This window comes from Gordonia malaquae, from assembly GCF_037148075.1.
Lineage (GTDB): Bacteria > Actinomycetota > Actinomycetes > Mycobacteriales > Mycobacteriaceae > Gordonia > Gordonia malaquae.
On record NZ_JBBCUB010000003.1, the window covers coordinates 1 to 26,905 of the forward strand.

21 protein-coding genes are annotated in these 26,905 nt (G+C 68.2%); 5 read left to right on the top strand and 16 right to left on the bottom strand.

Going from position 1 to position 26,905, the window contains the following annotated elements:
* Positions 1–150: 150 nt before the first annotated feature.
* The 4 genes from WFK36_RS12025 to WFK36_RS12040 all read right to left on the bottom strand — a co-directional run bounded on the left by WFK36_RS12025 (position 151) and on the right by WFK36_RS12040 (position 3,937).
* Positions 151–567, bottom strand: a complete 417-nt coding sequence (locus WFK36_RS12025) for a GntR family transcriptional regulator (protein WP_336791943.1) — start codon at positions 565–567, stop codon at positions 151–153.
* Positions 564–1,478, bottom strand: coding sequence for a hypothetical protein (locus WFK36_RS12030; protein ID WP_336791944.1), 915 nt, complete (start codon positions 1,476–1,478; stop codon positions 564–566). Before WFK36_RS12030 ends, WFK36_RS12025 begins: the two co-directional genes overlap by 4 nt.
* A 107-nt stretch (positions 1,479–1,585) precedes the next feature.
* Positions 1,586–2,002, bottom strand: coding sequence for a nitroreductase family deazaflavin-dependent oxidoreductase (locus tag WFK36_RS12035; protein ID WP_040519527.1), 417 nt, complete (start codon positions 2,000–2,002; stop codon positions 1,586–1,588).
* 96 nt (positions 2,003–2,098) lie between these two features.
* Positions 2,099–3,937, bottom strand: coding sequence for an NAD(P)/FAD-dependent oxidoreductase (locus WFK36_RS12040; protein WP_336791947.1), 1,839 nt, complete (start codon positions 3,935–3,937; stop codon positions 2,099–2,101).
* 174 nt (positions 3,938–4,111) lie between these two features.
* Here WFK36_RS12040 and WFK36_RS12045 point away from each other — a divergent pair, with 174 nt between their 5' ends.
* Complete coding sequence (locus tag WFK36_RS12045) at positions 4,112–5,329, top strand: GAF domain-containing protein (protein WP_336791948.1); 1,218 nt, start codon at positions 4,112–4,114, stop codon at positions 5,327–5,329.
* 36 nt (positions 5,330–5,365) lie between these two features.
* Positions 5,366–6,112, top strand: coding sequence for a metallophosphoesterase (locus tag WFK36_RS12050; protein WP_336791949.1), 747 nt, complete (start codon positions 5,366–5,368; stop codon positions 6,110–6,112).
* A 6-nt stretch (positions 6,113–6,118) separates the two neighbouring features.
* On the opposite strand, the gene WFK36_RS12055 is transcribed toward WFK36_RS12050, so the two are convergent.
* Both WFK36_RS12055 and WFK36_RS12060 read right to left on the bottom strand, forming a co-directional pair.
* Positions 6,119–8,599: an ABC transporter permease gene (locus tag WFK36_RS12055; protein WP_336791951.1), complete on the bottom strand. Its 2,481-nt coding sequence runs from the start codon at positions 8,597–8,599 to the stop codon at positions 6,119–6,121.
* Entirely contained in the window at positions 8,593–9,324 is a 732-nt protein-coding gene (locus tag WFK36_RS12060) for an ABC transporter ATP-binding protein (protein ID WP_336791952.1), read from the bottom strand. Before WFK36_RS12060 ends, WFK36_RS12055 begins: the two co-directional genes overlap by 7 nt.
* A 110-nt stretch (positions 9,325–9,434) precedes the next feature.
* Between WFK36_RS12060 and WFK36_RS12065 the strand changes: the two genes are divergently transcribed.
* Both WFK36_RS12065 and WFK36_RS12070 read left to right on the top strand, forming a co-directional pair.
* Complete coding sequence (locus WFK36_RS12065; RefSeq protein WP_336791954.1) at positions 9,435–10,688, top strand: sensor histidine kinase; 1,254 nt, start codon at positions 9,435–9,437, stop codon at positions 10,686–10,688.
* Complete coding sequence (locus WFK36_RS12070) at positions 10,676–11,314, top strand: response regulator transcription factor (RefSeq protein WP_336791955.1); 639 nt, start codon at positions 10,676–10,678, stop codon at positions 11,312–11,314. The genes WFK36_RS12065 and WFK36_RS12070 overlap by 13 nt, the downstream gene beginning before the upstream one ends.
* Here WFK36_RS12070 and WFK36_RS12075 read toward each other — a convergent pair whose 3' ends face one another.
* The 5 genes from WFK36_RS12075 to WFK36_RS12095 form a co-directional block, all read right to left on the bottom strand.
* On the bottom strand, positions 11,315–14,149 hold the full coding sequence (locus WFK36_RS12075; RefSeq protein ID WP_336791956.1) for a hypothetical protein: 2,835 nt from the start codon (positions 14,147–14,149) through the stop codon (positions 11,315–11,317).
* Positions 14,146–15,918, bottom strand: coding sequence for an HSP90 family protein (locus tag WFK36_RS12080; protein ID WP_336791957.1), 1,773 nt, complete (start codon positions 15,916–15,918; stop codon positions 14,146–14,148). The genes WFK36_RS12075 and WFK36_RS12080 overlap by 4 nt, the downstream gene beginning before the upstream one ends.
* Before the next feature lie 234 nt (positions 15,919–16,152).
* A complete protein-coding gene (gene pntB / locus WFK36_RS12085) occupies positions 16,153–17,592 on the bottom strand; it encodes a Re/Si-specific NAD(P)(+) transhydrogenase subunit beta (protein WP_336791959.1) in 1,440 nt (479 codons plus the stop codon).
* A gap of 5 nt (positions 17,593–17,597) precedes the next feature.
* Positions 17,598–19,130, bottom strand: coding sequence for a Re/Si-specific NAD(P)(+) transhydrogenase subunit alpha (locus WFK36_RS12090; RefSeq protein WP_008377023.1), 1,533 nt, complete (start codon positions 19,128–19,130; stop codon positions 17,598–17,600).
* Positions 19,131–19,393: 263 nt separating this feature from the next.
* Positions 19,394–20,851, bottom strand: coding sequence for an FAD-binding protein (locus WFK36_RS12095; protein WP_336791961.1), 1,458 nt, complete (start codon positions 20,849–20,851; stop codon positions 19,394–19,396).
* A 70-nt stretch (positions 20,852–20,921) separates the two neighbouring features.
* On the opposite strand from WFK36_RS12095, the gene WFK36_RS12100 reads away from it, so the two are divergent.
* Complete coding sequence (locus WFK36_RS12100; RefSeq protein ID WP_336791963.1) at positions 20,922–21,869, top strand: alpha/beta fold hydrolase; 948 nt, start codon at positions 20,922–20,924, stop codon at positions 21,867–21,869.
* On the opposite strand, the gene WFK36_RS12105 is transcribed toward WFK36_RS12100, so the two are convergent.
* The 5 genes from WFK36_RS12105 to nadB all read right to left on the bottom strand — a co-directional run bounded on the left by WFK36_RS12105 (position 21,870) and on the right by nadB (position 26,779).
* Positions 21,870–22,406, bottom strand: a complete 537-nt coding sequence (locus tag WFK36_RS12105; RefSeq protein ID WP_336791965.1) for a hypothetical protein — start codon at positions 22,404–22,406, stop codon at positions 21,870–21,872.
* A gap of 77 nt (positions 22,407–22,483) precedes the next feature.
* Positions 22,484–23,338 carry a hypothetical protein gene (locus WFK36_RS12110; RefSeq protein ID WP_336791966.1) on the bottom strand — a complete coding sequence of 285 codons (855 nt, stop codon included), beginning with the start codon at positions 23,336–23,338 and terminating at the stop codon, positions 22,484–22,486.
* A 94-nt stretch (positions 23,339–23,432) separates the two neighbouring features.
* Positions 23,433–23,753, bottom strand: coding sequence for a metal-sensitive transcriptional regulator (locus WFK36_RS12115; RefSeq protein WP_008377016.1), 321 nt, complete (start codon positions 23,751–23,753; stop codon positions 23,433–23,435).
* 88 nt (positions 23,754–23,841) lie between these two features.
* A complete protein-coding gene (locus WFK36_RS12120) occupies positions 23,842–25,131 on the bottom strand; it encodes a hypothetical protein (protein ID WP_336791967.1) in 1,290 nt (429 codons plus the stop codon).
* Between the two features lie 58 nt (positions 25,132–25,189).
* Complete coding sequence (gene nadB, locus WFK36_RS12125) at positions 25,190–26,779, bottom strand: L-aspartate oxidase (RefSeq protein WP_336791968.1); 1,590 nt, start codon at positions 26,777–26,779, stop codon at positions 25,190–25,192.
* Positions 26,780–26,905: the final 126 nt, after the last annotated feature.

Below are 26,905 nucleotides of genomic sequence, written 5' to 3' on the forward strand. Positions count from 1 at the left end.
CAGGCGAGCGAGTTCGAGAGGCGAATCGGGAAGATCAAAGGTGCTGGTCATGGTGTCCATCTCCCTTCGTCGCATCTTGCGATCATGTCCGGTTTTGCTGTTATCTCCAGTGTAGACCTACTATGAGTAGAATCACACTACTTTCGTAAATCAGTTCGATTTCCCGTCGAGTGCCTGCGATCTTCCCTGAATGAGCCTGATGACTGCGTTCAGTGCAGCCTCCGACGTCGCACCGACATCGGAGGCGGCGGCGAGATAGTCCGCAGCGAGCCCGAGGATGCGGTCGTCCATCACGAGCGCATCCTCAACGTCCGGAACCGCGGCGACTCGAGTGCCCGCTCCCCGCCGTGTCGTGATGACTCCAGCCTGCTCCAGTTCTCGGTACGCGTGAGCCGCCGTTCCCACCGCTACACCCAGGTCGCGCGCCAGCTGCCGCAGCGCGGGCAGCTTCGCGCCAATCGGCAGCCGTCCCGCTGCGATGTGTCCGATGATCTGCCGCCTGATCTGCTCAAACGCGGGTGTCGGATCGTCAAGATCGAGCGTGATTCGCGCATCCGGTTCCGTCATCGAGCGACCATCACCGGATCGTCCTCTCGGAGCTTCGGCGGGAACGCGAACATTCCCAAGGCGCCAAGCACGCCCAGGTAGCTCAGATTCATCACCCATGTCGACGTCGTCTTGACCGGGAAGTTGACCAGCCACCGATAGCCGTCCACGGCCGTGCCGCCTCCGTCCAGGTAGGTCACATATGCCCACGCAGCCGTCGACACCTCGTTCGCCACCGCGCCGATCGCGGCGAGGCTCGCGACCAGCATCAGCCCGAGCGCGCGGATGACGACCCCACTTCGTGACCACTTGTCGCTGTCCGTCCGGGGATCAAGATCCGGCCTCCAGACCGCCGCCCGGACGGTGACAGCGGCAAGCAGCGCGGCCACGACGACGTAGATGATCTGCAGCCAGATGTCGGCGCCGCCGCCGTAGTTGACGTCGACGCGTGGAGCATGGAATTCGCGGGCGTCACGAATCGCCGGCACCGCCACGAACAGCGTCGACACCACCGCGAGCCCGGCGACGACCCCAACGCTCCACACCAGCCAGGTCGGCGCCAACGTCCGCACGCTCCGTGGCGTTAGCGTCGCGATTCGCTTCGCCGGCTTCGGACTCGTGAGTTCGGTGATGGACAACGCGGCTAGCGGCAGCATGTACGCTCCGGGGTTCACCAGGAGCGCAAGCGCGTCGCCCGCCCAGTCAGGGAGCCCGAGAAACGAGTCTGTTGCGCTGGTCGCGCCGATGCCGTCGACGATGTTGAGGACAATCGACGCGACCATCAACGCGACCGCAATCATCATGTTCCGGCGCAGCCGTCGCCTGAAGTCCAGGTACTCCGGCGAGTCCGGCCCAGCTTCTGGCTTCGATGCACCCTTGAACAGCACGGACCCGGCGATGACCAATGCCAGAACTAAAGCTACGACGAACATGACCCGACCCCGATCTTGTATCAGTTGACTGATACATGATGGATCAGGCAGTCGACTTGTGTCAATCGACTATGACAAATCGCCGATCAAGGCCGGCGCGCGGCCGACTACTCCAGCACGAAGACGGGAATCAGCCGGTCGGTCTTGGTCTGGTACTCGGCGTAGGGCGGGTACGCGGCCACGGCGAGCTCCCACCAGTGGGCTCGCTCGTCGCCGGACACCTCGCGGGCGGTCTTCACGGAGACGACGTCGCCGTCCTGCACTGTGACCTGCGGGTTGGCTTTCACGTTGAAGTACCACGACGGGTGCTTCGGGTCGCCGCCCTTGGACGCGACCATCGCGTACTTGCCGTCCTCCTCCACGCGCATCAGGGGCACGTAGCGCTCCTTGCCCGACTTCGCGCCGAGCGTGGTGAACAGCACCACCTTCATGCCGTTGATTCCGACACCGTCGGTGGTTCCTTGGGCGAGGATCTTCTCGGTCTGGTTGCGGACCCAGTCGGTGGGGCTCAGTTCAGGAGTCATGCCTTCGACGGTAGCGCGGTTCCCGCGAGCTGACGCGGACATGAGAGGACCGCCCGGGTGGGGGGGATGCCCGGGCGGTCCGTGCTCTCGTAGATGTCAGCTCAGATGATGCACCTCCTGCAGTCCGTAGACGGGCGTGTCGAGGCCCTCGAAACGAGCCTTGAGCTGGAGCGCGAGGTACAGGGAGTAGTGGCGGGACTGATGCAGATTGCCGCCGTGGAACCAGAGACCCGGCTGCTGAGTCGGCTTCCACATGTTGCGCTGCTCCCCCTCCCACGGGCCGGGGTCCTTGGTGGTGTCGGAGCCGAGGCCCCACACCTTGCCGACCCGGTCCGCGACCTCTTGCCCCATCAGGTCGGCCGCCCAGCCGTTCATCGAGCCGTAGCCGGTCGCATAGACGACGACGTCGGCGGGCAGTTCGGTGCCGTCGGCGAGCACCACGCTGTTCTCCGTCAGATGATCGACACCGCCGTGGGCCAGCTTGATGGTGCCGTCGGCGACGCGCTCGCAGGCGCCGACGTCGATGTAGTAACCGGAGCCGCGTCGCAGGTACTTCATGAACAGACCGGACTCGTCGTCACCGAAATCGAGGTCGAATCCGGCCGCCTCGAGTCGGGCGTAGAAGTCCTTGTCGCGTTCGCGGATCTGGTCGTACAGCGGGATCTGGAACTGATGCATGATCTTGTACGGCAGCGACGCGAAGGTCATGTCGGCCTTCTTCGTGGTCATGCCGCCCTTCACCGCCTGCTCGCTGTAGAGCGCGCCGAGGCCGATCTCCATCAGCGAGTCGGACTTCACGATGTGCGTCGACGAACGCTGGACCATCGTGGTGTCGACGCCGTTCTCGACCAGCGCCTTGCAGATGTCGTGCGCCGAGTTGTTGGCGCCGATGACCACGACCTTCTTGCCGACGTACGCGTCCGGTCCCGGGTGCCGGCTCGAATGGTGCTGGTCGCCCGCGAAGACGTCGGCACCGGGAAACGTCGGAACATTCGCCTTGCCGGACATGCCTGTCGCCAAGACGAGCTGAGTCGGGTGCAGCGTCATCTTCTCGCCGTCGCGGACCAGCTCAACTGTCCATCGGCCCGCTTCCTCGTCGTATGACGCGGAGGTGCACTCGGTCTTGCTCCAGTACGGGACCTCCATCACCTTGGTGTAGAACTCGAGCCAGTCGCCGATCTTGTCCTTCGGCGCGAACACCGGCCAGTTGTCGGGGAACGGCAGGTACGGGAGGTGGTCGTACCAGACCGGGTCGTGCAGGCAGAGCGTCTTGTAGCGGCTGCGCCACTGGTCGCCCGGGCGGTCGTACTTGTCGACCACAACCGACGGAACACCGAGCTGCCGCAGGCGGGCGCCGAGCGCGATGCCGCCCTGACCGCCACCGATGACCAGCACGTACGGCTGGACGGCGGTGCCGAGTTCGGCTTCCTCGTCGTCCTTCTTCTCCGCCCACGACCGACGGTCCGGGTCGTTGCCGTGCACCGCGCCCATCGGCCGCGAGAAACCGTTGCGCTCCTCGTGCCCCTTGAGTTCCTGGAGGGTGGTGAGCAGCGTCCACGCACGATCCTCCCCGTCGTCGTCGGCCTTGATGCGGAGATGGCCGTCGCCTCGACCGGTGGCCGTCTCGAACTCGATGAACGCTTCGACGACGCCGTCCGACTCCGACGGGGCCTCGCTCGGCGCGAATCCGCGCGGTGCGGTCTCGGCGAGCCGCTCAGCGAGCATCTCTGCAATCTGATCCGGCCCCTCCACGGTCTTGAGGTTCCAGGTGAACGCCACCAGGTCGCGCCAGTAGCTGTCGGAGACGAACAGCGACGCCACGGCCTGCGGGTCGTTCGCTGCGAGCGCGTTGTTGAACTTGGCCAGCCAGGCGTCCATTCGTGCTCCCGGCGAGGCGGCTGCCGTGTCGATCACGATGTCGGCGGTCTGCGTCATCTGAACTTCCCTCTCGTTTCTCATGCACTTGATGTGATGGACAGCACACTCCATCGCCGATCGGGCAGACAAGGGTTGCAGAGCGTTGCAACGTCGTTGCGCCGCCTCACCGTGCGGCGCACTCTGGACGACAGGCAGATGTGACTGCCGCCACACGGTGAGGACGAGGACCAGATGACGATCACGACAGGCCACCCCGCACCCGAACCGGCCCTCGCGACCGGGGAGGACCCGCGCGCATTCGCACAGGTGCTGCACGCCGTCTACGACGCGGCGATGGCAGGCGAGCGCCTGCCGGCACGTCCCCGCTCGGTGATCGGGCAGTCATGGGAGCGGGCCGCCCACGCGGGCGTCGACCCCGACCGAGGCGGGCCGTCGGACCCGATCGCCGCCGCCGACCTCGCCGAACGACGCCGCTCGTCCGGCCTCGCAGATCTTCTGGACGACCTCACCCACGGGCTCGACGCCGTCGTCCGCGACAGCCCGAACATCCTCGTCGTGGCCGACGCCGACGGGCACGTCCTGTGGCGGGCCGGCACGTCGGCGGTGCGACGCCGCGCCGACCACCTTGGGTTCGTCGAGGGCGCGTCGTGGGCCGAAGGCGCCGTCGGCACCAACGCCATCGGCACCGCGCTCGCGTCCGGCCGAGCCGTGCAGGTGTTCTCCGCCGAACACTTCGTCCGCACACATCACGCGTGGACCTGCACCGGAGCACCGATTCGCGACCCGCGAACCGGCGGGCTGCTCGGCGCCGTGGATGTGAGCGGCCCCGCGTCGTCGATCCATCCGGCGACCGTCGCCCTGGTCGACTCGGTGGCCCGCCTCGCGGAGGCCCGACTGCAGATCGCGCATCACGACCAGCTCGACATGCTCCGCAGCGTCGCCGCCCCGATCCTGGCCCGTGCCGGGCGGCCCGCCCTCGCCGTCGACGAGTTCGGCTGGGTCGCCGCAGTCGACCGCGTTCCGCCGCGGCGACGGATCGCCCTGCCCTCCGACGTCGCGCCCGACCGGATGCACGTCGCCGGCCTCGGCCTGTGCGACCTCGAACCCCTCCCCGGCGGTTGGCTGGTGCGGCCCGCCGACGTCGAGTCGCGGACCGGGACGACCGTCGTGATCACCGACGAGCCCGACGGCCGGGCGATCGTCACCGTCCGAACGACGGACGGTGAATGGACCCATCGAGCCACCCCCAGGCATCGGGATCTGTTGGCGCAGTTGGCAGTTCACCCCGAAGGTTGCAGTGCCGCCGAACTCGCCGCCACCATCTTCGGCGATCCGACGCGCACCGTGACCGTGCGGGCCGAGATGTCGCGGCTCCGCAGAACCTTCGGCGGACTCCTCACGACCGGGCCGTACCGATTCGCGAGAGACGTCGACGTCACCGTCGCCTGATCGGCCGCCTTCGGTCGCTTCCGATAGCCTGGGGTCATGTTCGTCGTCGCACAGATCAGCGACCTGCACTTCCGCAACTCCGACCCGGAGCAACTCGCGCGCGTGGACGCCGTGATGCGCTACCTGAACGACCGCTGCGGCGGCCCGTCGGCGATCGACGCGCTCCTGGTTACCGGTGATCTCGCCGACGACGGGCTCCCCGGCCAGTACGAGGAAGCGGCCGCGCACGTCATCACCGAGATCCCCACACTCACGCTGCTCGGCAATCACGACGACCGCATCGCCTACCACGGCGGTCTACAGCCGGTGAACAACTCACTGCTCCTGGACGGACTGCTCTTGCTCGGCCTCGATTCGTCGATACCCGGTCGCCAGGACGGCGAACTCACCGAGACGACACTCGCGTGGGCGTCCGAGCAGATCGAGGCCGCGGGCCACGTCCCGGTCCTGATCGCGTTCCACCACCCGCCGATCGATGTGGGCATGCCGTTCATGGATTCGATCCGCCAACTCGACCCGTCGGGTTTCGAGGCGTTCGTGCGCCGTCACCAGAACATCGTGGGCCTGGTGTGCGGGCACATCCATTCCCCGTCTGCGACGACGTTCGCCGGAGTGCCACTGGTCACCGCGCCGGGTGTGTCGTCGACGTTGAACCTGCCGTTCGAAGGCGACGACGTCCTCAACGAGACGCAGCCGCCCGGCATCGCCTTCCACTTCATCGACGACACCGGGCGACTGACCACCCACTTCCGCAGCGTTCGGCTCGGCCAGGGCACGCCCTAACTCCGGTCAGCCGACCTCGCCCGGCTCCGCGCCGCGCATCGCGACCCGAGTGCCGGCCGCGAGTGCCGCCAATCCGATTCCGCACATCGCACCGACCACCAGGATCGAGCCGACCAGAGGCAGCGTCGGCACCGCGGACCCGCCTATGCCGATGCTCAGACCGATCAGCGGCGGGGCCGCCACCAGCAAGCCGAGGACAAGCGCCGCGCCTGCGACGAGAAGCGATTCGATCCGCATCATCGATCGGATCTGCTGTCGCTTCGCGCCGGCCAAGCGGAGAAGAGCGAAATCTCGACGCCGCTGTGTGGTGGCCATGACCAGGGTGTTCACCACCGCCACCGCGATGTAGCCCAGGATCACGACGAGCGCGATCGTGTTGACCCAGCCCTGCTGTTCCGCCTCGGCGCGATCGGCGGGATCGTCCGACGGCGCCACTGCGGTGAGACCCATGTCCGCCACCTTGGACGCGACGTCGGCGCCCGGTTCGGTGGACAGGAGAGCCTGCGTGCTCACTCCGGATTCGGTGTGTGCTCGGACCGTGTGGTCCGCCATCAGCGTGGCGCCGAAACCGAGGCCACGCGTGTACACGGCGACCACCGTCGCGTCGAGCGGTGCGCCGTCCCCGAAGAACCCGACCAGCCGACCACCGACATCCACCCTCGCGGTGGACGCGAAGTCCGTGCTGACGGCCACCGTGTTCTTCTCGGAGAGCCGAGTGAGGTCGCCCGAGCGGACGCCGACGTCGAGGGTGGCGGGCAGCGCCTCGGGATCGACGCCGGTCAGTGACATCGTGGTCCGGGTGTCACGGTCGTCGTCGACCATCCGGTACTGCGCGACCGCCTGGGTCGCCGTCAACGGATTCACTGCCAGCACACCCTGAATGTCGCGGAGGTCGTCGATCACCTCGGGCGCAAGCCCTCCGGGGTGCCGGACCGCGAGGTCGGCGGTCACTCCCACCCGGACTTCCGCCGACGCCGCGTCCGCCGTGATGGCGGGCGCCCCCAACTGGACGAGTCCGAGCCCGATCCCGAGGGCGAGTGGCGTGACCGCCGCCGCGAGCCTGCGGGTGTCGTGCCGCGCGGACGCGGCGGCCAGCACGGGTGCGGGTGCTCTGGTGCCGCGCAGCACAACGCCCACAACGGCGGTCATCGCCGACATCAACCACGGGCCGAGCAGCGCGACGGCGATGATCAGCAGGATCGCGGCACCCGCGGACGATGCCCGGGCAGCCTCGCCTTCGGCCATCATCGGCCCGGCGGACGCGGCGAAACCGCCTGCGCCGACGAGAATCCCGGCCACGAGCCGAAGCTTGTGCGGCGCAGCGGTCGGCGCCGCCGCGTCCCGCAGCGCGTCGACGGGGTCGAGCTTCGCCGGGCGTCGTGCGGCGATGAGTCCTGCGACGACGGCCGCGACCAGCACGGATCCGCAGGCGGCGACCGCGGGGAGCGGGCCTGCGGAGAGTTCGAAGTCGGACGGGATCACTCCACCTTCGACGAAGCCCCACTGGAGCGCACTCGCCAACAGGTAACCGGGGGCAACACCCACCGCCGCACCGAGAGCGGTGACCAGGAGCACCTCGCGCGTGACGATGCCGCGGATCTGCCTGCCCGATGCGCCCACCGCGCGGAGCAGCGCGAAGTCGCGATGCCTCGACTGCACCGATAGCGACAGCGTGCCCGACACGACGAACAGCGCGACGAGCAGGCAAGTTCCTGCGAAGGCGGCGCTGATCCCGATCAGCGCGGCACGCCCGGCGCCCGCATCTCGGAACTCGGTGTCACCGCGACTGCTGCCGGTACGTGCCTCGACGCCCGGGAACGCGCTCCGGATCCGGTCGGCCACCGACTCCGGGGACTGCCCCTCGCGTGGAACCACGGCGAGCACACGAGCCGAGCCCGGCGCGATGGAGGCCAGCATCTTGTCGCCGAGGTAGACGTCGGCCGGCCGGTCGTCGGACCGACCGATGTCGTCGACGGTCCCGACGACCGTGACGTCCACCCGGCGTCCGGCACGGTCGAGGACGGTGCGTTCGCCGACCGACAGCCCGCTCCCGTCGGCGACGACCACCTCACCGCGGCCCGTGGGCGCCCGACCGTCGACGATCTCGAGGCCTGTGATCGGAGCCGACTGCCATCCGTGTGCGATCACCGGCCGACCGCCGATCATCACCGGAGCCGAACGGTCCCCGATCACTTTCTCGACCTCCGGCATGGCTGCGATCCGCGACGCCGTGTCCTTCGGCAGCGGGGCGCGTTCGGCCAACGGCAGATCGGCGTCTTCGATCACGTCGACACTCTGCGGGCCGGAGACGACGATCGGCGCGCCCGCCAGTCTCTGGGGTTCAAGACCTCCGTGGAAGCCGGATTCGAAGAGGACACCCAGTCCGGTGATCAGCGCCGTCGCGATGAGGACGGCCACGAAGACGCCGATGAAGCTCGCGCGCGAGTGCCGGAGATCGGCGAGGACGAGTCGACGCACGGTCACCACGCCCCGAGTGAACTCATGCGGGAAGCGATCGCCTGCGCGTCGCCGCCCGCCATCGACCCGACGACCGCGCCGTCGGCGAGGAAGACGACGCGGTCGGCGTGTGCCGCGGCCACCGGATCGTGGGTGACCATGAGAATCGTCTGGTCCAGGGTGCGTGCGGTGTAGGCCAGGAGATCGAGGACCTGCTTGGCGGTCCGGGAGTCGAGGGCGCCTGTCGGTTCGTCGCCGAAAACGACGTGCGGCCGGGTGACGAGGGCGCGGGCGATCGCCACGCGTTGCTGCTGGCCGCCGGACAGTTCGGTCGGACGGTGCTTGCGTCGTTCGGCGAGTCCAACGGCGCCGATCAGGTAGTCGAGCCAGTCTCGGTCCACCGCGCGGCGCCCGAGCAGCAACGGGAGGGTGATGTTGTCTTCGACGGTGAGTGCCGGCAGCAGGTTGTACGACTGGAAGACGAACCCGACGTGATCTCGACGGAATGCGGTCAGCTTGTTGGCTCCGAGCTGCGACACCGTGTCACCGCCCATTCGGACGGTTCCGCTGGTCGGCGTGTCCAGGCCGGCGGCGCAGTGCAGCAGGGTGCTCTTGCCCGATCCCGACGGGCCCATGACCGCCGTGAACGAACCCGTCGGCAACGTCAGGTCGACGCCGCGCAACGCGGTGATCCCGCTGCGTCCCCTGCCGTACTTCTTGACGACCGCTTCCACGGCCAGTGCTGTCGATGTCATGGGGTCAACGCTATGAACGATGCCGATCGTTTCCGATACAGCAGACTGCCGAGTTCGGGGTATAGCCAGCTGTAGTGTCGTCGCCCGACGGGTACGGCAGACTCGTATCTGTGAATCGACCGCGTCCGCACCGTCCGATGCGGTCGTGGTGGACCGCTCTGCGGTTCGTCGTCGGTGAGACCGTTGCGGCCGTGGGCTCCACCGCGATCGGGATGGTGCTGCTGCTGGTGTCGCCGCTCATGCTGTTCACGGGCGGTTGGATCATCGTTCCCGCGCTCGCCGGGGTTCTCCATCGGTGGGCGGGGAGGGCTCAGGCCCGCTCGCGAGCCTTTCTCGGACGGCCGCAGACTCCCGATCGACCGCCGGCCGCGGTGTCGGTCACCAGACGCGAGCGGCTGAGCGCCGCACTGACTCTGACTACCGGGCGGGAACTCTGGTGGCTTGTGCTGCACGGACTCCCCGCCCTGCTCATCGGGCTGATCACCGTGGCGGTGCCGCTTGGGGTGGTGTCGTCACTGTCGGTGTTGATCCGCTGGCAGTACGCCCCCGAGGGCGAGCCTCTCATCGGTCCGTTCACCGTCACGTCGTGGGCGCAGGCGGCGTGGGCGCCGGTGGTGGCCCTCGGGTACGGGCTCCTCGCATGGTGGCTCGTCCCTGCAGTCGCGGCGATGTTCGCGCGGGCCACCGACAGGACTCTGACACCGTCGCGCCGCGCCGAACTGTCGGCTCGCGTCGACTCGCTGACTCTCAGCAGGGCCGCGGCGCTCGACGCTCACACCACCGAACTCCGCCGTATCGAACGCGACCTGCACGACGGCGCGCAGAACCGGCTCGTCGGCGTCGTCATGATGCTCGGGCTGGCGAAACGGGCCCTCGATTCCGGCGACCCCGCCGCCGTCGACTACGTCGAACGAGCGCAGCAAGCCGCGTCCGACGCGCTGAGTGGACTGCGCTCGACAGTCCACGACATCTATCCCCCGGTGCTCGCCGACCTCGGGCTGTCCGGTGCGCTGTCCGCGGTCGCCGGACGCAGCGCCGTGCCGTGCGACCTGCGGGCCGACGACATTCCGCGAGTGCCGGCCGCGGTGGAGGCCGCGGTGTACTTCGTCGTCGCGGAGTCGCTGAACAACGTCGCCAAGTACTCGAACGCCACACACGCGCAGATCTGCCTGACACACGACCGGCCCACCGACCGCCTTGTCGTCGAGGTGGTCGACGACGGTGTCGGAGGTGCTTCGATCCGGCCCGACGGAGGCCTCGAGGGGATCACTCGGCGGGTCCAGGCGTTCGAGGGGACCATGACTTTGTCCAGTCCGGTGGGCGGCCCCACCGTTGTCAGAACGGAACTGCCATGCGGATCGTGATCGCCGAAGACGACACCCTCCTGAGGGAGGGGCTGGCTCTGTTGTTGCGGAGCGAGGGTTTCGACGTCGTCGCGGCCGTCGACACCGGTGAGGCGTTCCTCGGCATGCTCGACGACGCCGACGCCGCCGTCCTCGACGTGCGGATGCCGCCGACGTTCACCGTCGAAGGGCTCGAGGCCGCTCGTGAGGCACGGCGACGCCGGCCAGGCTTCCCCGTGCTCGTGCTGTCGGCGTATGTCGAGGACAGGTACGCCGGACAACTCGTCGCCGAGGGGGCCGACGGCCTGGGATACCTGCTGAAGGAACGCGTGGGCGACGTCGGCGCTTTTGTCGACGCCCTCCGCAGAGTGGCTGCAGGCGGCACTGTGATGGACCCCGAAGTGGTGTCTCAGCTGATGAGCAGGAGAGCGACGGGCGACCCGATTCGCACGCTGACCCCGAGGGAACGCGAAGTCCTCGGCCTGATGGCCGAGGGACTCGACAACCAGACGATCGCCGGGCGACTGGTGGTGAGCGACACGGCCGTCAGCAAGCACATCGGGAACATCTTCGCCAAGCTCGGACTGTCGCCGTCCGACGGTGGGCACCGGCGAGTGCTCGCTGTGCTCGCGTATCTGCAGGACTGATCAGCCGGGAAACTCCAACTCGCTGAGCAGGTCGAGCAGCGCCGGGTGGTCGGGTGCGTGACGCAACGCCTCCTGCACCAGTGCGAGGGCGTCGGCGGTCAGACCGTCGTCGGCGGCGATGGTCGCGGACAGGTGCAGAACCGGTATCAACAGGCCGATCCAATTCGCGGCCCGGGCTCGTGCGGCCACGTCCACCAGCAATGCGGTGGAGCGTTCCGGATCCGACACCCGCACGATGTCGGCGCGCGCGAAGTCGAGCCGGGCTCGTTCGAAGTCGACGGGTGCGGCCGTCGCGAGTTCCTCGTACGCCTGGTCGGCACGCGCGAGGTAGGCATTGGCGCCGTCATGATCACCCGCGAAGTACGCCGTGAGGGCGGCCGTGCGGAGGCAGTCCGCCGCATCGAATCCCGCACCCGACTCCGAGTACCAGGTGACGGCGGCGTCCAGGTCGGCGAGAGCTTCGGGGAACTGCTGCTGGTCGGCGAGTTCGACGGCCCGCGCGGCGTGCAACTGCGCCTGGACGACCGGCGGCACGTGGTCGGTGTACGCGTCGATCACCCTGGTGTACGACTCCACGGAATCGCCGGACCGTCCCGCGGCGGACTGCGCCCGTGCCAGGACCTGCATGCCCTGCATCTGAGCCCCGATGTCGCCGCGCGTCTCCATCGTCGCCACCGCGGACTCCACGAGTTCGATCACGGCGAGCGGGTCCTCCTCGCGCATGAGCATGATGTGCCCGAGGTCGAAGCGCGCCACGTCGGCGGCCGCGTCGTCACCTTCGACCATCCACACCGCGAGAGCCCGTTCGGCGTCGTCCCGTGCGACGTCGATGTCGTCGAGGTCGAGCCGCAGCGCCGATCGTGACGCCAAGACCTCGGCCAGCAAGGAGTACCGCGCGACGGTCTCGGCCTCACCGAGCAGGAGGAGTGCAGCGGCGCCGTCCGTCCGTGCGGCGACGCCTGCGGCCAGCTGCAACGCCCCGACGAGTTCCGATCTATACAGCAATGCCTGATCGGGATCACTCGCGAGGTCGGCTGCGCGCCGCGCCGACACCAAGGCCGCGTCCACCTCGCGGGACGGGTCGAAACCGTCGGATCCGCGGGCGAGTTCACCGAGCACGTCCACCCGCAGACGGTGCAGCGCGGACCGCGACGCTGCGGCGTCGGCGTCGACCGAACCGGTCGCCGCGAGTGCCTCCGGATCGTCCAGGAGGGGAATCTCCCCGGCGTCCACCCGGTCGAGCACGGCGAGACCCTCGTCGACTGCTGCGAGCGCGCGGGTCGGGTCGAACGGGGCGAGAGCCATGCCGAGAAGTCGTGCGAAGTTGGCGCGTGCGCCCGCACTCCATTCGGGATCCGCGTCGCGCCAACCGGTGAGGAGTTCGGGGGATGCTCCGCCGCTGTGCACCTCGAGCAGCGCCGCGAGCAGATCCGACTGCGCCGACCATGCCGGATAGTCCGACCGGCTCGAGTCTGCCGCGGCGCGGAGCTCCTCGACGGCCCCGTGCGGATCGGTACGGCGTCGATCCCATGCCAGCATGTGCCGTGCTCGGATGCGGGTCCGGCCGGACAGCTCCTCGACCCGTGGCCGCAGCGCGTCCGCGCACTGTTCGGCGCGCCGCGGCGACGAGGAGGCGAACGCCGACAGGCCCGACACCAGTTCCGCAGCCGTCCGGTTCGCGATCGGCGTCACCCGGGTGTCGGCCTTGGTCTGCAGCGCGGTGGTCGCACGGACCGCCAACACCTCCTCGAGCCCCGCCGACACGGCGTTCGACGCATTGCGCACGTCGAACCGACCTGCCGTCACCCGGACGTAGTCGGCGAGTTCGGCGGCAACCTGCGACGCCGCGACCGGCCCGGGCACCCCGTCCTCGTCGCGTCGGACGACGACGGTGTCGGCGTCGCTGTCCGCGGCCGATGCGAAGGTCGCCGACAGCGCCGCGGCCAACTGTGCCGCCGCCAAGGGGTTTGGGCACTGGTCGACGACGTCCGCATGGCGCAGCGCCATCGGCAGCGCTTCGGCGAGCGCGTCGACCCGCAGGAGTGCGACCATCGCGTCAGCGATGTGGCCGTACAGATGAACCGGACTGTACGTCTCCTCCAGCGACCGCGCCGCTCTGATCACGTCGTCCCGACGTCCGGCGCGACCCCACGCCTCGATCAGTGCGCCGTACGTCTCCGCCGGATAGAAGCCACACCGTTCCGCCGGATCACCGTCGAGATCGGGAGTCGACAGCGCCTCGGCTTGGGAGTAGGCGCCCGCCGCGACGTAGACCGCGCCCACGGTCGCACGCGTCCCCGGGCCGCAGGTCCCGGCGGGCGGGCGGTAGTCGACGCACCCGTCGAGAATGCGGACGGCCTCGTCCGACCGTCCCTGGTGGACCGCGATGTCGGCGTGAACGGCAGCCTCAACGGCAGGCGCGTAGTACACGGTGCCTTTGACCCGCCGCGACCAGTCGTCGGTGATGCCGCGGATCTGGTCCAGGGACAACTCGGGGATTCCGGTGAGTGAATCGAGCAGGTCGACGACGGTCGTCTGGAACTGCTCCACCTGCCAGTCGTCGAGTTCGACGTCGGCGCCGTGGGCGTCCTGCGTCCGATACAGCCAGGCGACGAGTGTCAGCACGTCGGTGGTGCGGCCTGCCCACAGTGCGGAGTACGCGCCTTCGATCCGAGTGAGGATACGCAGGTCGAGGTCGCCGGTCTCGTCGGCGCGTGCGATCAGTGAGGGGAACGGAGCGAAGTCCTCGTGCCCGAATCGTGGGTCGCCGTGTCGTGCCATCCACAGGTCGTCGAGGATCTCGCCGATCGTCGGGTCGATGTGCGGGCCGCTCATTCCACGTCTCCTTCGATGCTGTCGCGGGTCGCGAGATCGGCGAGCAGGGTGATCGCCGAGTCGAGTTCGGACGCCGCGGCCACTCGCACCGAACGCCGCGCTCGGAGCATCGCCTGGCTGTAGATCACCCGGATGAGCGCTCCCGCTACGACGTCGTCGCCCAGGGTCGGGAGACGTTTGACCAGAGCGTTGGTCGCATTGAGGACCAGCACCGGCCGAGTCGGGGGGACGTCGCCGTCGTCGAGCGCGGCGAGCGCGGCGAGCCACGCGTCCGGTTCGCCCGCCGCCTCCGACAGCATCTCGGTCCGGTCCTGCGCGATGCGGGCCGAGTCGTCGGTCAACAACAGCGCGGAGATCCCGTCCGGATCGAACTCGCGCAGGCTCACCTCGCAGGCGAAGGGTGAGACCGCGCGCCGAGCCAGGTGAACTGCGGCATCGAACTCGGTGCGCAGTTCGGCGCTCGGCGTCGACAGGGCAGACAGCAGGAACTGCTGTCCGATGGGCTCGCACCTGCGCTGCGGGTCCGCGGCGATCAGCGCGCGGATGACGGCGGTCTCGAACGCGTGTCCGGCGTTCACCAGGCCGATTCCCCGCCCGGCGAGGATGTCGGCGAGCACCCGATAGTCGTCGACGCTCCCCGCGTAGCGGATCGTGTCGAATCGAGCGCGGAACGTGGCAAGCGGCATGGGACCGACGTTGGTGTCGAAGACACAGTGCTTGTCGACGAAGCCCAGCAGTTCCGGTCGGTGAGCGGCGAGGGCTTTGACTCCCTGCTCGTGCACGTTCAGGAATCTCTCTCGCACCACCGGACGCGAGCCGAGGCCCGTCAGCCACGCGGATATCTGCTCACCGAGCGAGACCGACACGGCGTCGAACAGGTCGTCGCGGACGAGTCCCTCACGCGACGCCGTCGGCTTCAGACCGGTCGAGTCGACGACGAGCCGCACGAAGTACGCCCATTCCGGGACCAGTGCGGGGACGTCCCCCACGAGGAGGCCCTTCACGTACACGCGGTGGGTCGCCCTGGCGACGAGGTCGCCACCGCTCGGCCGCACGAACGCCACTCCACGCAGGCCCGCCTCCGAGACGTCGACGTCGAACATCTCCAACGGCGTGAAACCGAGCTCGTCCTGGCTGAACGCGACGCGTGCCGCATCCCGGCCGCCGGACGGATCACCGAACAGGCCTGCGCCTCCGTTGACGCGCTCGCCGTTCACCAGCACCGGAGTCGGATGCATGGCGGTGTACTCGGCGGCGAGCGTCCGGACCTTCTCCGGCGCGAGCCATGAACGAGTGTCCGGGCGAGCGGTGATGCGGACGGTGGTGCCGGTGGCCTCGCGGTCGCCGGATGAGAGTTCAACCGCTCCCGATGACGAACCCGACCAGACGACGGCATCGGCGTCGTCCGCACGGGAAGTGACTTCGATGCGGTCGCCGACGAGGAATCCGCTGAGGAGGCCGACACCGAACTGACCGATCTGCGAGGTCGACCCGAACCCGAACGGGTCGCGCTTGGAGCTGGCGCCGATGGTCCCCAGCAGACGCGCGATGGTGTCGCCGGTCATGCCGACACCCTGGTCGGCGACCTCGAAGACTGCCCCGTCCGTCGTGATCTCGATCGGCGCGTCCGCCCGACCGGCCTCCGCCTGCGCGTCGATCGCGTTCTGCAGCAGCTCACGGACGTACACGCCCGGCCCCGTGTAGAGGTTGGTCCCGAGCACGTCGATCAAAGCGCTCAGATCGACGTCGAACACACTGGCGTCATCCATGCGTCGATCGTACGTTCACGCATGTCCTCCGTCGTCTGCCTGATCGGTACCGAGGTGCTGACGACCCGAGTCGCACCGTCGTGAACAATGTGCCGCAAAAGTCACACAAGGGCGGTGTACGAAACTCGGCCCGGCGTTACTTTCCCGCCAGGTCGTTAGTTTCGTGTCCCCGACGACTAAAAGCGATCGCCCCGCGGACCGAGGGTTCGCGGGGCGATCGTGGTGAAGAGACTCTTACAGAGCGGAGATGATGTCTTCCACTCGGTCCTTCGCGTCACCGAACAGCATCTGCGTGTTCTCGCGGAAGAACAGCGGGTTCTGGACACCGGCGTAACCGGCGGCCATCGAACGCTTGAACACGATGACGTCCTTGGCGTTCCAGACCTCGAGAACCGGCATGCCTGCGATCGGCGAGCTCGGATCCTCCGACGCCGCCGGGTTCACAGTGTCGTTGGCGCCGATGACCAGGACGACGTCGGTCTCCGGGAAGTCGTCGTTGATCTCGTCCATTTCCAGAACGACGTCGTACGGCACCTTCGCCTCGGCGAGCAGCACGTTCATGTGACCGGGCAGACGACCGGCGACGGGGTGGATGCCGAAGCGGACGTCGACGCCCTTGGCGCGCAACTTGGCGGTCAGGTCGGCCACCGGGTACTGCGCCTGTGCGACGGCCATGCCGTAGCCCGGCGTGATCACGACGGACGATGCCCCGGCGAGAAGCTCGGCTGCGGCGTCGGCCTGGATCTCGCGGTGTTCGCCGTAGTCCTTGTCCTCGGCCGGGCCGGCTTCGATGCCGAAGCCGCCCGCGATGACGGAGATGAACGAGCGGTTCATCGCCTTGCACATGATGTACGACAGGTACGCACCCGAGGAGCCGACGAGCGCACCGGTGACGATGAGCAGGTCGTTGCTGAGCAGGAAGCCCGATGCTGCCGCTGCCCAACCGGAGTACGAGTTCAGCATCGACACGACGACCGGCATGTCGCCGCCGCCGATCGAGGCCACCAGGTGCCAGCCGAGGAACAGCGCCAGGGCGGTGATGACGGCGAGCAGGACGTAACCGGTGGTGTCGTCCTTGAGGTCGCGTGCCACGTAGATGCCGGTGAGGACTGCGAACACGACGAGCGAGCCGACGTTGATGAAGTTCTTGCCGGGCAGCATCAGCGGTGCAGACTTGATCTTCGCCGACAGCTTCAGGTTGGCGACGATCGAACCGGTGAAGGTCACCGCGCCGATGAAGATGCCGATCGCGACCTCGGCTCCGTGGATGCCGATGAGGGCTCCGCGGTCGTCATCGGCGACATGCTCGAGGTGTGCGCCGGTGATGGCGCCGTTCCAGCCGATGAGGACGGCGGCGAGACCGACGAACGAGTGCAGCAGAGCGATCAGCTCGGGCATGCCCGTCATCTCGACGATCTTGGCGCGCCAGAGGCCGATCAGGGCACCGATGACGACGGCGCCCACCATCAGGCCGATGGAGATCCACTTGCCGTCGAGGTCGGTCATGTTGTCGACGGCGAGGGCGATCGTCGCGATGATCGCGACGGCCATGCCGACCATGCCGTAGGTGAGGCCGCTCTTGGCGGACTCGTGCTTGCTCAATCCGGCCAGCGACAGGATGAACAGGAGCGACGCGACGATGTACGCCGCAACAGTGATCGAATTGATGTCCATGGACGTCAGGCCCCCTTGCTGAACATGGCGAGCATGCGTCGGGTCACTGCGAAGCCACCGAAGATGTTGATGGAGGCGAGCAGGATCGCGATCGCGGAGAGCACGCGAATCGTGGTGTTGTCGGTGGCGATCTGCAGCAACGCGCCGACCACGACAACACCTGAGATGGCGTTGGTGACCGACATCAGCGGCGTGTGCAGGGCGTGCGCGACCTTGCCGATGACGTAGTAGCCGATGACGATCGCCAGCATGAGCACCGTGAAGTGCTGCGGGATCGGGTCGGGCGCGACGGCGACGACCAGGCCGTACAGGACGATGCCCGCGAGGACGAGCGCGACCTTCTTGCCGGCCGACATCGGAGCCTTGGGCTCGGCGACCGGCGCGGGCTCGGCCGCGGCGGCCTTCGGAGCTGCGGACACCTGAACGGGCGGCGGCGGCCACATGCCTTCGCCGTCACGCGTCACCGTGATGCCGCGCTGGACGACGTCGTCCATGTCGAGCGTCAGCTCACCGTCCTTCGACGGGGTGAGGAGCTTGAGCAGGTTGACGATGTTGGTGCCGTACAGCTGCGACGTCTGAGCGGCCAGACGGCCGGCCAGGTCGGTGTAACCGAGGATCGTCACACCGTTGTCGGTGACGACCTTCTCGTCGGTGACGGTGCCCGCGGCGTTGCCGCCGTTGGCAGCTGCCATGTCGACGATCACGGAGCCGTGCTTCATGCCGGCGACGGTCTCGGGCGACAGCAGCTTCGGAGCCGGACGGCCGGGGATCAGCGCAGTCGTGATGACGATGTCGGCGGCGCGCGCCTCCTCGTCGTACATCGACGCGGTGGCCGCCTCCTGCTCTGCGGTCATCTCCTTGGCGTAGCCGTCCTCAGACTTCTCCGCCTCGAAATCGACGTGCACGAATTCCGCGCCCATCGACTCGACCTGCTCGGCGACCTCGGGACGCACGTCGAACGCACGCACCACGGCGCCCATCGCGGACGCGGCGCCGATCGCGGCCAGACCGGCCACACCGGCGCCGACGACGAACACGCGAGCCGGCGGGATCTTGCCCGCTGCGGTCACCTGACCGGTGAACATGCGGCCGAACTCGTGCGCGGCCTCGACGACGGCACGGTAGCCCGCGACGTTCGCCATCGACGACAGCACGTCCATGGACTGTGCGCGCGAGATGCGCGGGACAGCATCCATGGCGAGCGCGGTGACGCCTGCGTTCGTCAGCTTCTCGACGAGTTCCGGGTTGCGCGCCGGGGCCATCATCGAGATCAGCACAGCGCCACGGCGCATGCGAGCGATCTCGGCGTCGGTCGGGGCGTTCACCTTGACGACCACGTCGGCGGCCCACACGTCGTCGGTCGAACCGACCCGTGCGCCCGCCTCGGTGAACGCCGCGTCAGGCTGCTCCGAGAGCGAACCCGCACCGGCCTCGACGAGGACGTCGTATCCGAGCTGCTGCAGCTGGCCGACCGTCTTGGCGGTGGCAGCGACGAGCGTCTCGCCTGTCTTGGACTCCTGAGGGATGCCGATCAGCATGTCGATGCCTCTCCTGCATTCATATCTGTTGTTCTCACCTTGATCTGATCGCCGCATCAGACGAGATCGACGGGCACAAGGTACAGGTCAACGCCAGGAGCTCCCGCTCCGGAGAACGGTTCCATAGTGACCGGCAAGTGCTTCATCGAACTCGCGCGATGCTGCAGGAAACGTGGGGTAACCCGCATGATGGAAAACGTGGGACGAACTTAGCACGGGGTAAGAATCACCCAAGAGTGCCTGTAAGTCAGATCACAGCACTGCTAGATGTGTGCTGCGGCGGATGCGCCGGCACGCCGACCGAAGTAGGAGCCTTCTCCGAGCTGAGTGCCCGAAGCGTAGCCCTTGCCGTCCTGCGCAAGATTGGCTGCGCAGGCTCCGGCGGCGTACAGGCCCGGGATTACCGAACCGTCCTCGTGCAGAACCGCGCCGTCGACGGTGGTCGCCATTCCGCCGATGGTGAAACCGGCGTACAGCGCCTTGCCGAGGCTCATGTCGAAGGCCGCCCAGGGCCCGCGATCCTGCGGGGCGAGGAACTCGGGGCTCTTGTGGAAGTCGGGATCCTCGCCGTTTGCAGCATAGGTGTTGTACCGGTCCAGAGTCGAAACGAGGGTGTCCCGATCCAGACCGAGACCGTCGGCCATCTCCTCCACCGTCTCCCATCCGTCGATGAACGGGCACAGCGGGAACTCCGGCCGCTGCATGTGCGCTTCGTCCACGATCAGATACGCGGCTCGATCGGTCTGGTCCATCACGAATCCCGATGTGCGGGAGTGATAAGAATCCTCTGCGACGAACCGCTTTCCCTCCTTGTTGACAGCCAGACCGGTCAACAGAATCGACGGCGGATACACGGGTGCGGTGATGAACGCCTGGTCCATGTGCTTGAGCTTCGCGCCCACCGAGACGCCCATGCGGATGCCGAGACCGTCGTCGTAGGTGCTGCCGAGCGTGAACGGCTTCTCGGCGAGCTGCGGAACGTATTCGGCGACCATGTCGGGGTTCATCACAAATCCGCCCGCCGCGATGATCACCGACTTGGCTTTGATGAAACCTTCAGTCGCACCGTCCTTGAAGCGGGCGCCGACCACCGCGCCGGAGTCGTCGACGATGAGCGCACGACCGCCGACCTCGTAGCGGATCGGGACGCCGAGCTCGCCGAGGCGGTCGACGAGCAGACCGATCACCATGCCCGCGCCGCCGGTGTCGCCCGGCACCGGAACCTTGTGTCCGCGGGGCGCTGGGATCGCCTGATCCTTGTACGGCCACACCTTCTCGTTGCCGGTGAACATCAGCCCCTGCGTCTGCGGCTGGATGACGGCCTTCTCCGGGTAGTACGACCGCTCGAACTCGAAGCCGAGGTTCTCCAGCCAACCGAAGTGCTCGACGCTGTCGTCGCAGTAGGCGCGGATCTTGTCGGGCTCGGGATCGCGAGAGACCGCCGTCAGGTACTTGACCATCTCGTCGGCGCTGTCCTCGTGCCCGGTGGCCTGCTGGACCGCAGTTCCGCCGCCGAGATAGAAGTGTCCGCCCGCCATGCAGCTGGTGCCGCCTGCCGCAGCCGAGCGTTCGAGCACGATGACACTCGCGCCCGCCTCTGCCGCTTCGACCGCCGCGCAGCATCCACCGATCCCCGCACCGAGAACCAGCACGTCCACGTCGTCCGTGTACTCCGCGACATCGTTCGCATCGACTGTTTCCGGAATGTCCAAGCCACTCATGGACGCCAGCCTAGACGATGTTCTAGAACATGTTCTAGTGTCACGGGAACTCGTACCGAGAGGAGTCGCGATGATCAGACACCACACGGTGGACGCCGGCGACATCACGATGCACGTCGCCGAACAGGGCGAAGGCGATCCGATCGTGCTGTGCCACGGCTTCCCCGGTCTCGGGTACAGCTGGCGACACCAGATGCAGGCACTCGCCGACGCCGGCTACCGCGCGATCGCACCCGATATGCGCGGCTATGGTGCGAGCTCGACCCCGACCGACTTCCGCGTCTACGACCGCACGCACACTGTCGCCGACATGGTCGCCCTGCTCGACGCCCTCGACATCGACCGAGCGGTGTTCGGCGGCCACGACTTCGGCGCTCACCTGGTGTGGGACCTGCCCGCGTGGGCACCCGACCGCGTCGTCGCACTCGCACAGCTCAGTGTTCCGCGCGTCGCACGGATGCCGGTGCGGCCCAGCGTCGCATTCGAGTACATGGCCAAGCAGCACTTTCTGCACCTGCACTACTTCCAGCGGCCAGGGGTCGCCGAGGCCGAACTGGACGCCCGCCCCCGCGAGTTCCTGGCGAAGCTGTTCCACGCCCTCAGCGGTGACGGCCGCTACCTCGACTGCTGGGGATTCCCGTCAGACGGCAACGGGTATCTCGACGTGCTGCCGGAGCCGCCCGCCCTCCCGTGGTCGTGGCTGTCGCAGGCGGAGTTCGACGTGTACGTCGCGCGCACCGGCTTCACCGGCGGCCTCAATTGGTACCGCGCGGAAGATCTGGTGTGGGAGCAGAACACGGACCTCCACGACACCCCCGTAGCCGTGCCGACAACGTTCATCGTCGGCGCTCAGGATCCCGTCCTGCAGATGATGGGCGACGATCCCCTCGCCCAGACCGCCGACCGTGTGCCCGGATTGCAGTCGACGCACGTGATCCCCGGCGCCGGCCACTTCGTGCAGATGGAAGCCGCCGACGAGGTCAATCGGATCCTCGTCGACTTCCTCGACGGGCTCTGACTACCGCCAAACCCAGAACGTGACGATGCGGCGCGGACCGTCGAACCCGTATCCGAGATACACACCGTTGCCGAACCTGCGGATCTCGTCGTGCAGGCCTCCGAGGCCACTGCGCGCATAGTCGATGCGGATCACGCGCTTCCCATCGAGCGCCGAACGCCCGTAATAGACGTTCGCCGGCAACGCCTCGCCGCCGAGCACCCGGTTGGTGAGCCACCCCCGGTAGAAGTGCTTGCCCGCCCACACACCGCCGATCGCCGACGACGCCCCGCTGTTCGGGCCTCCGATCGGCCGTGCCTGCCCGTTGTAGACGCCGACCGGCAGAGCACCCGCCTGCGCCGTGCGGAACAGGTGGTCGACGCCCGCCTGACTGCACGTGTTCCGCAGCGCGGAGACGGTCCCGGCCTTCGACGTCGCCGCGGTGACCGTCGACGGGCACCTCGGCGCGGCATCCGCCGGCGCGGGGGCGGCTACGACCAGCGCAAGGGCCGCCGCACATCCGGCCGCGACCATCGACAAAGACTTCCGAACGTTCATGACGGACCTCTCGTGACTTCGGGTTCCCGGCCTCGTTCAAGTCTGCGCGCCCGCGGCCCCGATCGGTAGCCCCTGATTCAGGCTTCGTCGGGATCGAGGGACGCGATGATCTCGCGCAGATCCGCCAGTTCCCGCGCGAGCTTGTCGCGGGCCTCGACGGTGAAGCTCCGCACCTGCGCAGCGAGTACAACGCCGGCCACCACAACGTCCACATCGAGGAGTTCAGCGACCGCCGCAACAGCGGTCTCGGCGTCGGCGGCATCGGCGACGAGCCGCATGACCTCGTCGCGCCGAGTGAGACCCGCGTCGAGAGCCGCGAGCAGCTGAAGCCTCTCGACCATCCGTTGCCTGTCGGTCACGACTGGGACCTCTCCAGCGTCCGGGGCGTCGTCGAGAACGAACAGTCCGTCATCGACGGCGTCCTCCCGTAGACCGGTGACCTCGACGGAACCACCCGCCGGCGTATCGACTCCGACAACCAGGCCCGTCCTTCCGTCGATGGTGATCGTCACTCGACGGTCGGGCGACTCCCCTGTCGCGAGCTCTATGGACCAGCACTCCCGGCCCTCGACGTTTCGAGGTTCGGGACCACCGACGACCGCTATGTCCCGCGACATCCGGTAGAGGAGACCTTGGCCTCCAATGAGGTCGAGCGGACTGAAACCGCCGCCGAGCCCCACCGCGCGGAACGACGACCGACCGCCGTCGTGCCGAGTGAGGTCACCGTCCTCGCCACGAAGGAACGTTGCCGTGCCGTCGGTGAGGAACAGGACCTCACCCTCGTGTTCGACTCGCCACTTGCCCGCTGCGGAGTACCAGAAATCGAACGTCTCGGCGCCGTCCGGAGTCCGGGCGGTCATCCGCCCTCGGAAGGAGACTGCAGTCGCACCGAAGTTGCGGCCGACCAGCTCCGGCCACGTGGGAGGTGTCATCAATCGAGCATAGGCCCGCGGAATGTTCACGCCAGCGGGCAGACATCGCCCTATACGGCGGCGTCACACCGCTCACGTGCACATTTGACGAAGGTCAGGACTTGACCAGGCGCGTGATGGCCTTCATCGCCTCGGCGATCTTCTCGTCGGCCGCCTCGTCGCTCTCGCGAGCGGCGGACACCACACAGTGATTCATGTGGTCCGACAGCAGTCCGAGACTCACCGCCTCGAGCGCCTTCGTCATCGCCGACACCTGCGTGAGGATGTCGATGCAGTACGCCTCTTCTTCGACCATCCGCTGGAGGCCGCGCGCCTGTCCCTCGATCAGCTTCAGACGACGGACGTAGCCGGCCTGATTGCCGATGTAGCCGTGGTGCCCGTGGTCGGCTTCGTCAGTGTTGTCGTGTGCGCACATGGCCCACCCTTTCGCCTATACCCCCCGCTGGTATCAGTTGTACCCGCTCGGGATGATTCCGTCTACCCCTGCGGGGTATCGGACGATGTCACTCCGGGAGTCGAGACGCGATCTCGGCGATGGTGCCGGCGACATCCCTGAGCGCCTCGCGGAGTTCCCTGGCATCGTCGGCGGCCGCCTCGTCGCGCAGGCGGTCGGCGGCGCCGCGAACAGCTGCGGTCATCGCCTTGAGATCGGCGCCGGTGAGTTCGGGCGTCGCAGTGGCGGCACGCCGCAGCGTCGTCGGCACCCCCATCCGCAGAGGATCATCAGTCGAGGCGATGACCTGCAGGATCGACGTGGTGAGGACCGCGTCGGACGTCGGCCGCACTTCCATCAGCGTGGCGTCGGGGTCGTCCCGGAAGACGACCGTCGTCGCGCCGCCCGGCGCGTCGTCGCCGAGAGAGGGCTCGTAGGTGTTGTCGACCTTCTTGCGCTTGTGCTTCTGCCGCTTGCCCGACCGGTCGTCCGCGGGCACGAACTTCGCTGGACCGGAGGTGACCGACTCCTCGGAGGTGATGATCACCGGCTCCGGATGAACGGCGACTGCGCCGTCGGGAACCTCGATCGGCGGGACGTCGTCGACCGGGCCCGACGGCGGGTCCACGACGTCCACCTCGTCGACGTCCACGACCTCAACATCGACGACGTCGACCTCCGCGGGCTCAGCCGGGACCGGATCGGTCGGAATCGCGGCGACCGGGGTGGGCGGCGCGTCCCCGAAGGTGCGCCAGGTGCCGTCCGGCGACGGAGGAACGAACGGCGCATCTTCGGGGCGGAGCGACGGGAGGTCGGCGAAGAGACGGTCCATCGCCGTCCTGGAGTCGACGACGTGCGGCCACCCGGGAGGGGTGGGCAGCGGCGCGAACGTCTCGGTCGGCGGGTCGGGATCCATGTCGAATGCGGACGGCGCAGGCCAGGGCGCAGTCGGCGGGAACGAAGGGCGGCTCGGCGGCACATACGCCGCAGCTGCGGCGGGCCTGCGGTCCATCGGCGACGCCGGATCGACCCGCGGAGCCTCCATGACCGGCGGTGCGGCGGGAGCGGCCACACTGTGCGGTCCGCTGTGGCCCCGGTAGAAGCGACACGGCGAACCGTCGACGCCCGCCATCGGGCAGGGATCCTCATCGCGGAGCATCTGCGCGCCGCGCGCGAAGTCGCCCCAGACCAGCCATCGGCGACGACCGTGATGCGGCTGGTCACCGTCCGATGCGTGGGCGCCGGGATGGCCTTCGTAGAGGACACATCCGATGAGCCACTCGGCGTCGGGTCCGAGACTGAGGGCGGCGCGTTCGTCCGATGTGGCGACGATCGACGACCAGCATCGTCCACCACTCATGGACACACCCCTTCCCGGCTGCTGCTGTGTGCAGTGTACGGAGGTTGCCGGGCGGTATCTAGGAGGTTGGCACGGCGCGTTCGCGCGCCGCGACCAGCCGATCGCCGTCCAGCACGAACTGCCGAGACACCGGATCCGCCGACGTCGCCGGGTGATCAGCACGTTGGTGGCAACCACGCGATTCCTCACGATGCAGCGCCGCGGCGACGATCGCACGGGCGGTGAGCGTGAGCGCGGCGTCTTCCGCGGACCGCAGATCGGTCCTCGGACGCAACGGCGAACCGTCGAGCAGCGCGGCGACCGATTCAAGCCCCGCAGCGTCACGGTCGAGGGCGACGTCGTGCGACATCGCATCCTGGAGGGCAGTCCGGTCGCAGACTCTGGCCGCACCCGACTCGGGCACGTCGACCTCGACCACACGCCTGCCGACCCTGGCGGACGCCTCGACCGCGCTGCGTCGACCCATCACAAGACCTTCGAGAAGGCTGTTGGACGCGAGCCGGTTCGCACCGTGCAGTCCGGTGCGGGCGGTCTCACCCGCGGCGAGGAGTCCCGGCACATCAGTCCGGCCGTCGCCGTCGGTGGCGACACCGCCGCACAGGTAATGCGCACCGGGAACCACCGGAAGATAACCGCCGGTCACGTCGAGACCCGACGCACGGACGCCCGCGGTGACCGTCGGGAAGCGGTCGGCGAAGTCGGCGACACCGGTGATGTCCAGGTGGACGCAGTCCGCGCCCGTCCGCTCCATTGCCGCGGCGACGGCGCGAGCGACCACGTCACGCGGGGCGAGATCACCGAGCGGGTGCACCGCGGCGGTGACCGACTGGCCGTTCATGTCGACGAGCCTGCCCCCTTCACCGCGAACCGCCTCGCTGACGAGCGTCCGGCGTCCACGAGCTCCCGGGACGAACAGCATGGTCGGGTGGAACTGCACGAACTCGAGGTCGGCGACGGCCGCACCGGCTCGGAGCGCGAGCGCAATGCCGTCTCCGGTGGCACCCGCCGGATTGGTGGTGGCGGCATACACGTGGCCCACCCCTCCGGTCGCGAGCAGGACCGTCGGCGCCCAGGCGACACCCGGCACGCCCGCCGTCACGTACGCCGCACCGACCACTTCGCCGTCGTGCACGAGGACGTCCGACGCCCACGTGTCGTCCAGCACGGTGAGCCCAGCGCGCCCGGCGGCCTCCCCGAGGGCCTGCTGCACGCGTGCGCCGGTCGCGTCACCTCCCGCATGGATGATCCGTCGGACGCTGTGGCCACCCTCGCGGGTGCGCAGGAATCGCCCTTGAGCGTCGGTGTCGAAGTGCGCGCCCCGGTCGACGAGCTGGCTCACCGCAGGCCAGCCGTCGGTCAGAATCGGCCTGGTGGACTTCGGATCGGTGAGACCAGCGCCGGCGTTCAGCGTGTCGGTGACGTGCAGGTCGATCGAGTCGTCGCCCATGGCGGGATCGACGACGGCGATCCCGCCCTGCGCGTAGAAGGTCGAGGTCGGGTGCTCGGCGTCGCCGGGATTCCACCGCTGCCCCTTGTTGAGGACGACAACGTCCAGCCCTGCGTCGACCGCCGACAATGCGGCCGTGAGTCCGGCGATTCCCGCACCGATCACAACGAGGTCGGCACGACGTTCCGTGCGTGCACCCATGACATGCTCCTGCCCGATTCCAACCACGAACCAGTTATCGACTCAGAATCGAAAACTCAGCTCGACGGTAGTCCTGCGCGCGGCGTGAGGCAATGACGAATCGGACGCGGGGCCCTGAAGCAACTA

Coding starts and splice junctions, on each gene's coding strand:
- WFK36_RS12025 (WP_336791943.1), bottom strand. CDS start 567: ATGACGGAACCGGATGCGCGAATCACGCTCGATCTTGACGATCCGACA.
- WFK36_RS12030 (WP_336791944.1), bottom strand. CDS start 1,478: ATGTTCGTCGTAGCTTTAGTTCTGGCATTGGTCATCGCCGGGTCCGTG.
- WFK36_RS12035 (WP_040519527.1), bottom strand. CDS start 2,002: ATGACTCCTGAACTGAGCCCCACCGACTGGGTCCGCAACCAGACCGAG.
- WFK36_RS12040 (WP_336791947.1), bottom strand. CDS start 3,937: ATGACGCAGACCGCCGACATCGTGATCGACACGGCAGCCGCCTCGCCG.
- WFK36_RS12045 (WP_336791948.1), top strand. CDS start 4,112: ATGACGATCACGACAGGCCACCCCGCACCCGAACCGGCCCTCGCGACC.
- WFK36_RS12050 (WP_336791949.1), top strand. CDS start 5,366: ATGTTCGTCGTCGCACAGATCAGCGACCTGCACTTCCGCAACTCCGAC.
- WFK36_RS12060 (WP_336791952.1), bottom strand. CDS start 9,324: ATGACATCGACAGCACTGGCCGTGGAAGCGGTCGTCAAGAAGTACGGC.
- WFK36_RS12070 (WP_336791955.1), top strand. CDS start 10,676: ATGCGGATCGTGATCGCCGAAGACGACACCCTCCTGAGGGAGGGGCTG.
- WFK36_RS12075 (WP_336791956.1), bottom strand. CDS start 14,149: ATGAGCGGCCCGCACATCGACCCGACGATCGGCGAGATCCTCGACGAC.
- WFK36_RS12080 (WP_336791957.1), bottom strand. CDS start 15,918: ATGGATGACGCCAGTGTGTTCGACGTCGATCTGAGCGCTTTGATCGAC.
- pntB (WP_336791959.1), bottom strand. CDS start 17,592: ATGGACATCAATTCGATCACTGTTGCGGCGTACATCGTCGCGTCGCTC.
- WFK36_RS12090 (WP_008377023.1), bottom strand. CDS start 19,130: ATGCTGATCGGCATCCCTCAGGAGTCCAAGACAGGCGAGACGCTCGTC.
- WFK36_RS12095 (WP_336791961.1), bottom strand. CDS start 20,851: ATGAGTGGCTTGGACATTCCGGAAACAGTCGATGCGAACGATGTCGCG.
- WFK36_RS12100 (WP_336791963.1), top strand. CDS start 20,922: ATGATCAGACACCACACGGTGGACGCCGGCGACATCACGATGCACGTC.
- WFK36_RS12105 (WP_336791965.1), bottom strand. CDS start 22,406: ATGAACGTTCGGAAGTCTTTGTCGATGGTCGCGGCCGGATGTGCGGCG.
- WFK36_RS12110 (WP_336791966.1), bottom strand. CDS start 23,338: ATGACACCTCCCACGTGGCCGGAGCTGGTCGGCCGCAACTTCGGTGCG.
- WFK36_RS12115 (WP_008377016.1), bottom strand. CDS start 23,753: ATGTGCGCACACGACAACACTGACGAAGCCGACCACGGGCACCACGGC.
- WFK36_RS12120 (WP_336791967.1), bottom strand. CDS start 25,131: ATGAGTGGTGGACGATGCTGGTCGTCGATCGTCGCCACATCGGACGAA.
- nadB (WP_336791968.1), bottom strand. CDS start 26,779: ATGGGTGCACGCACGGAACGTCGTGCCGACCTCGTTGTGATCGGTGCG.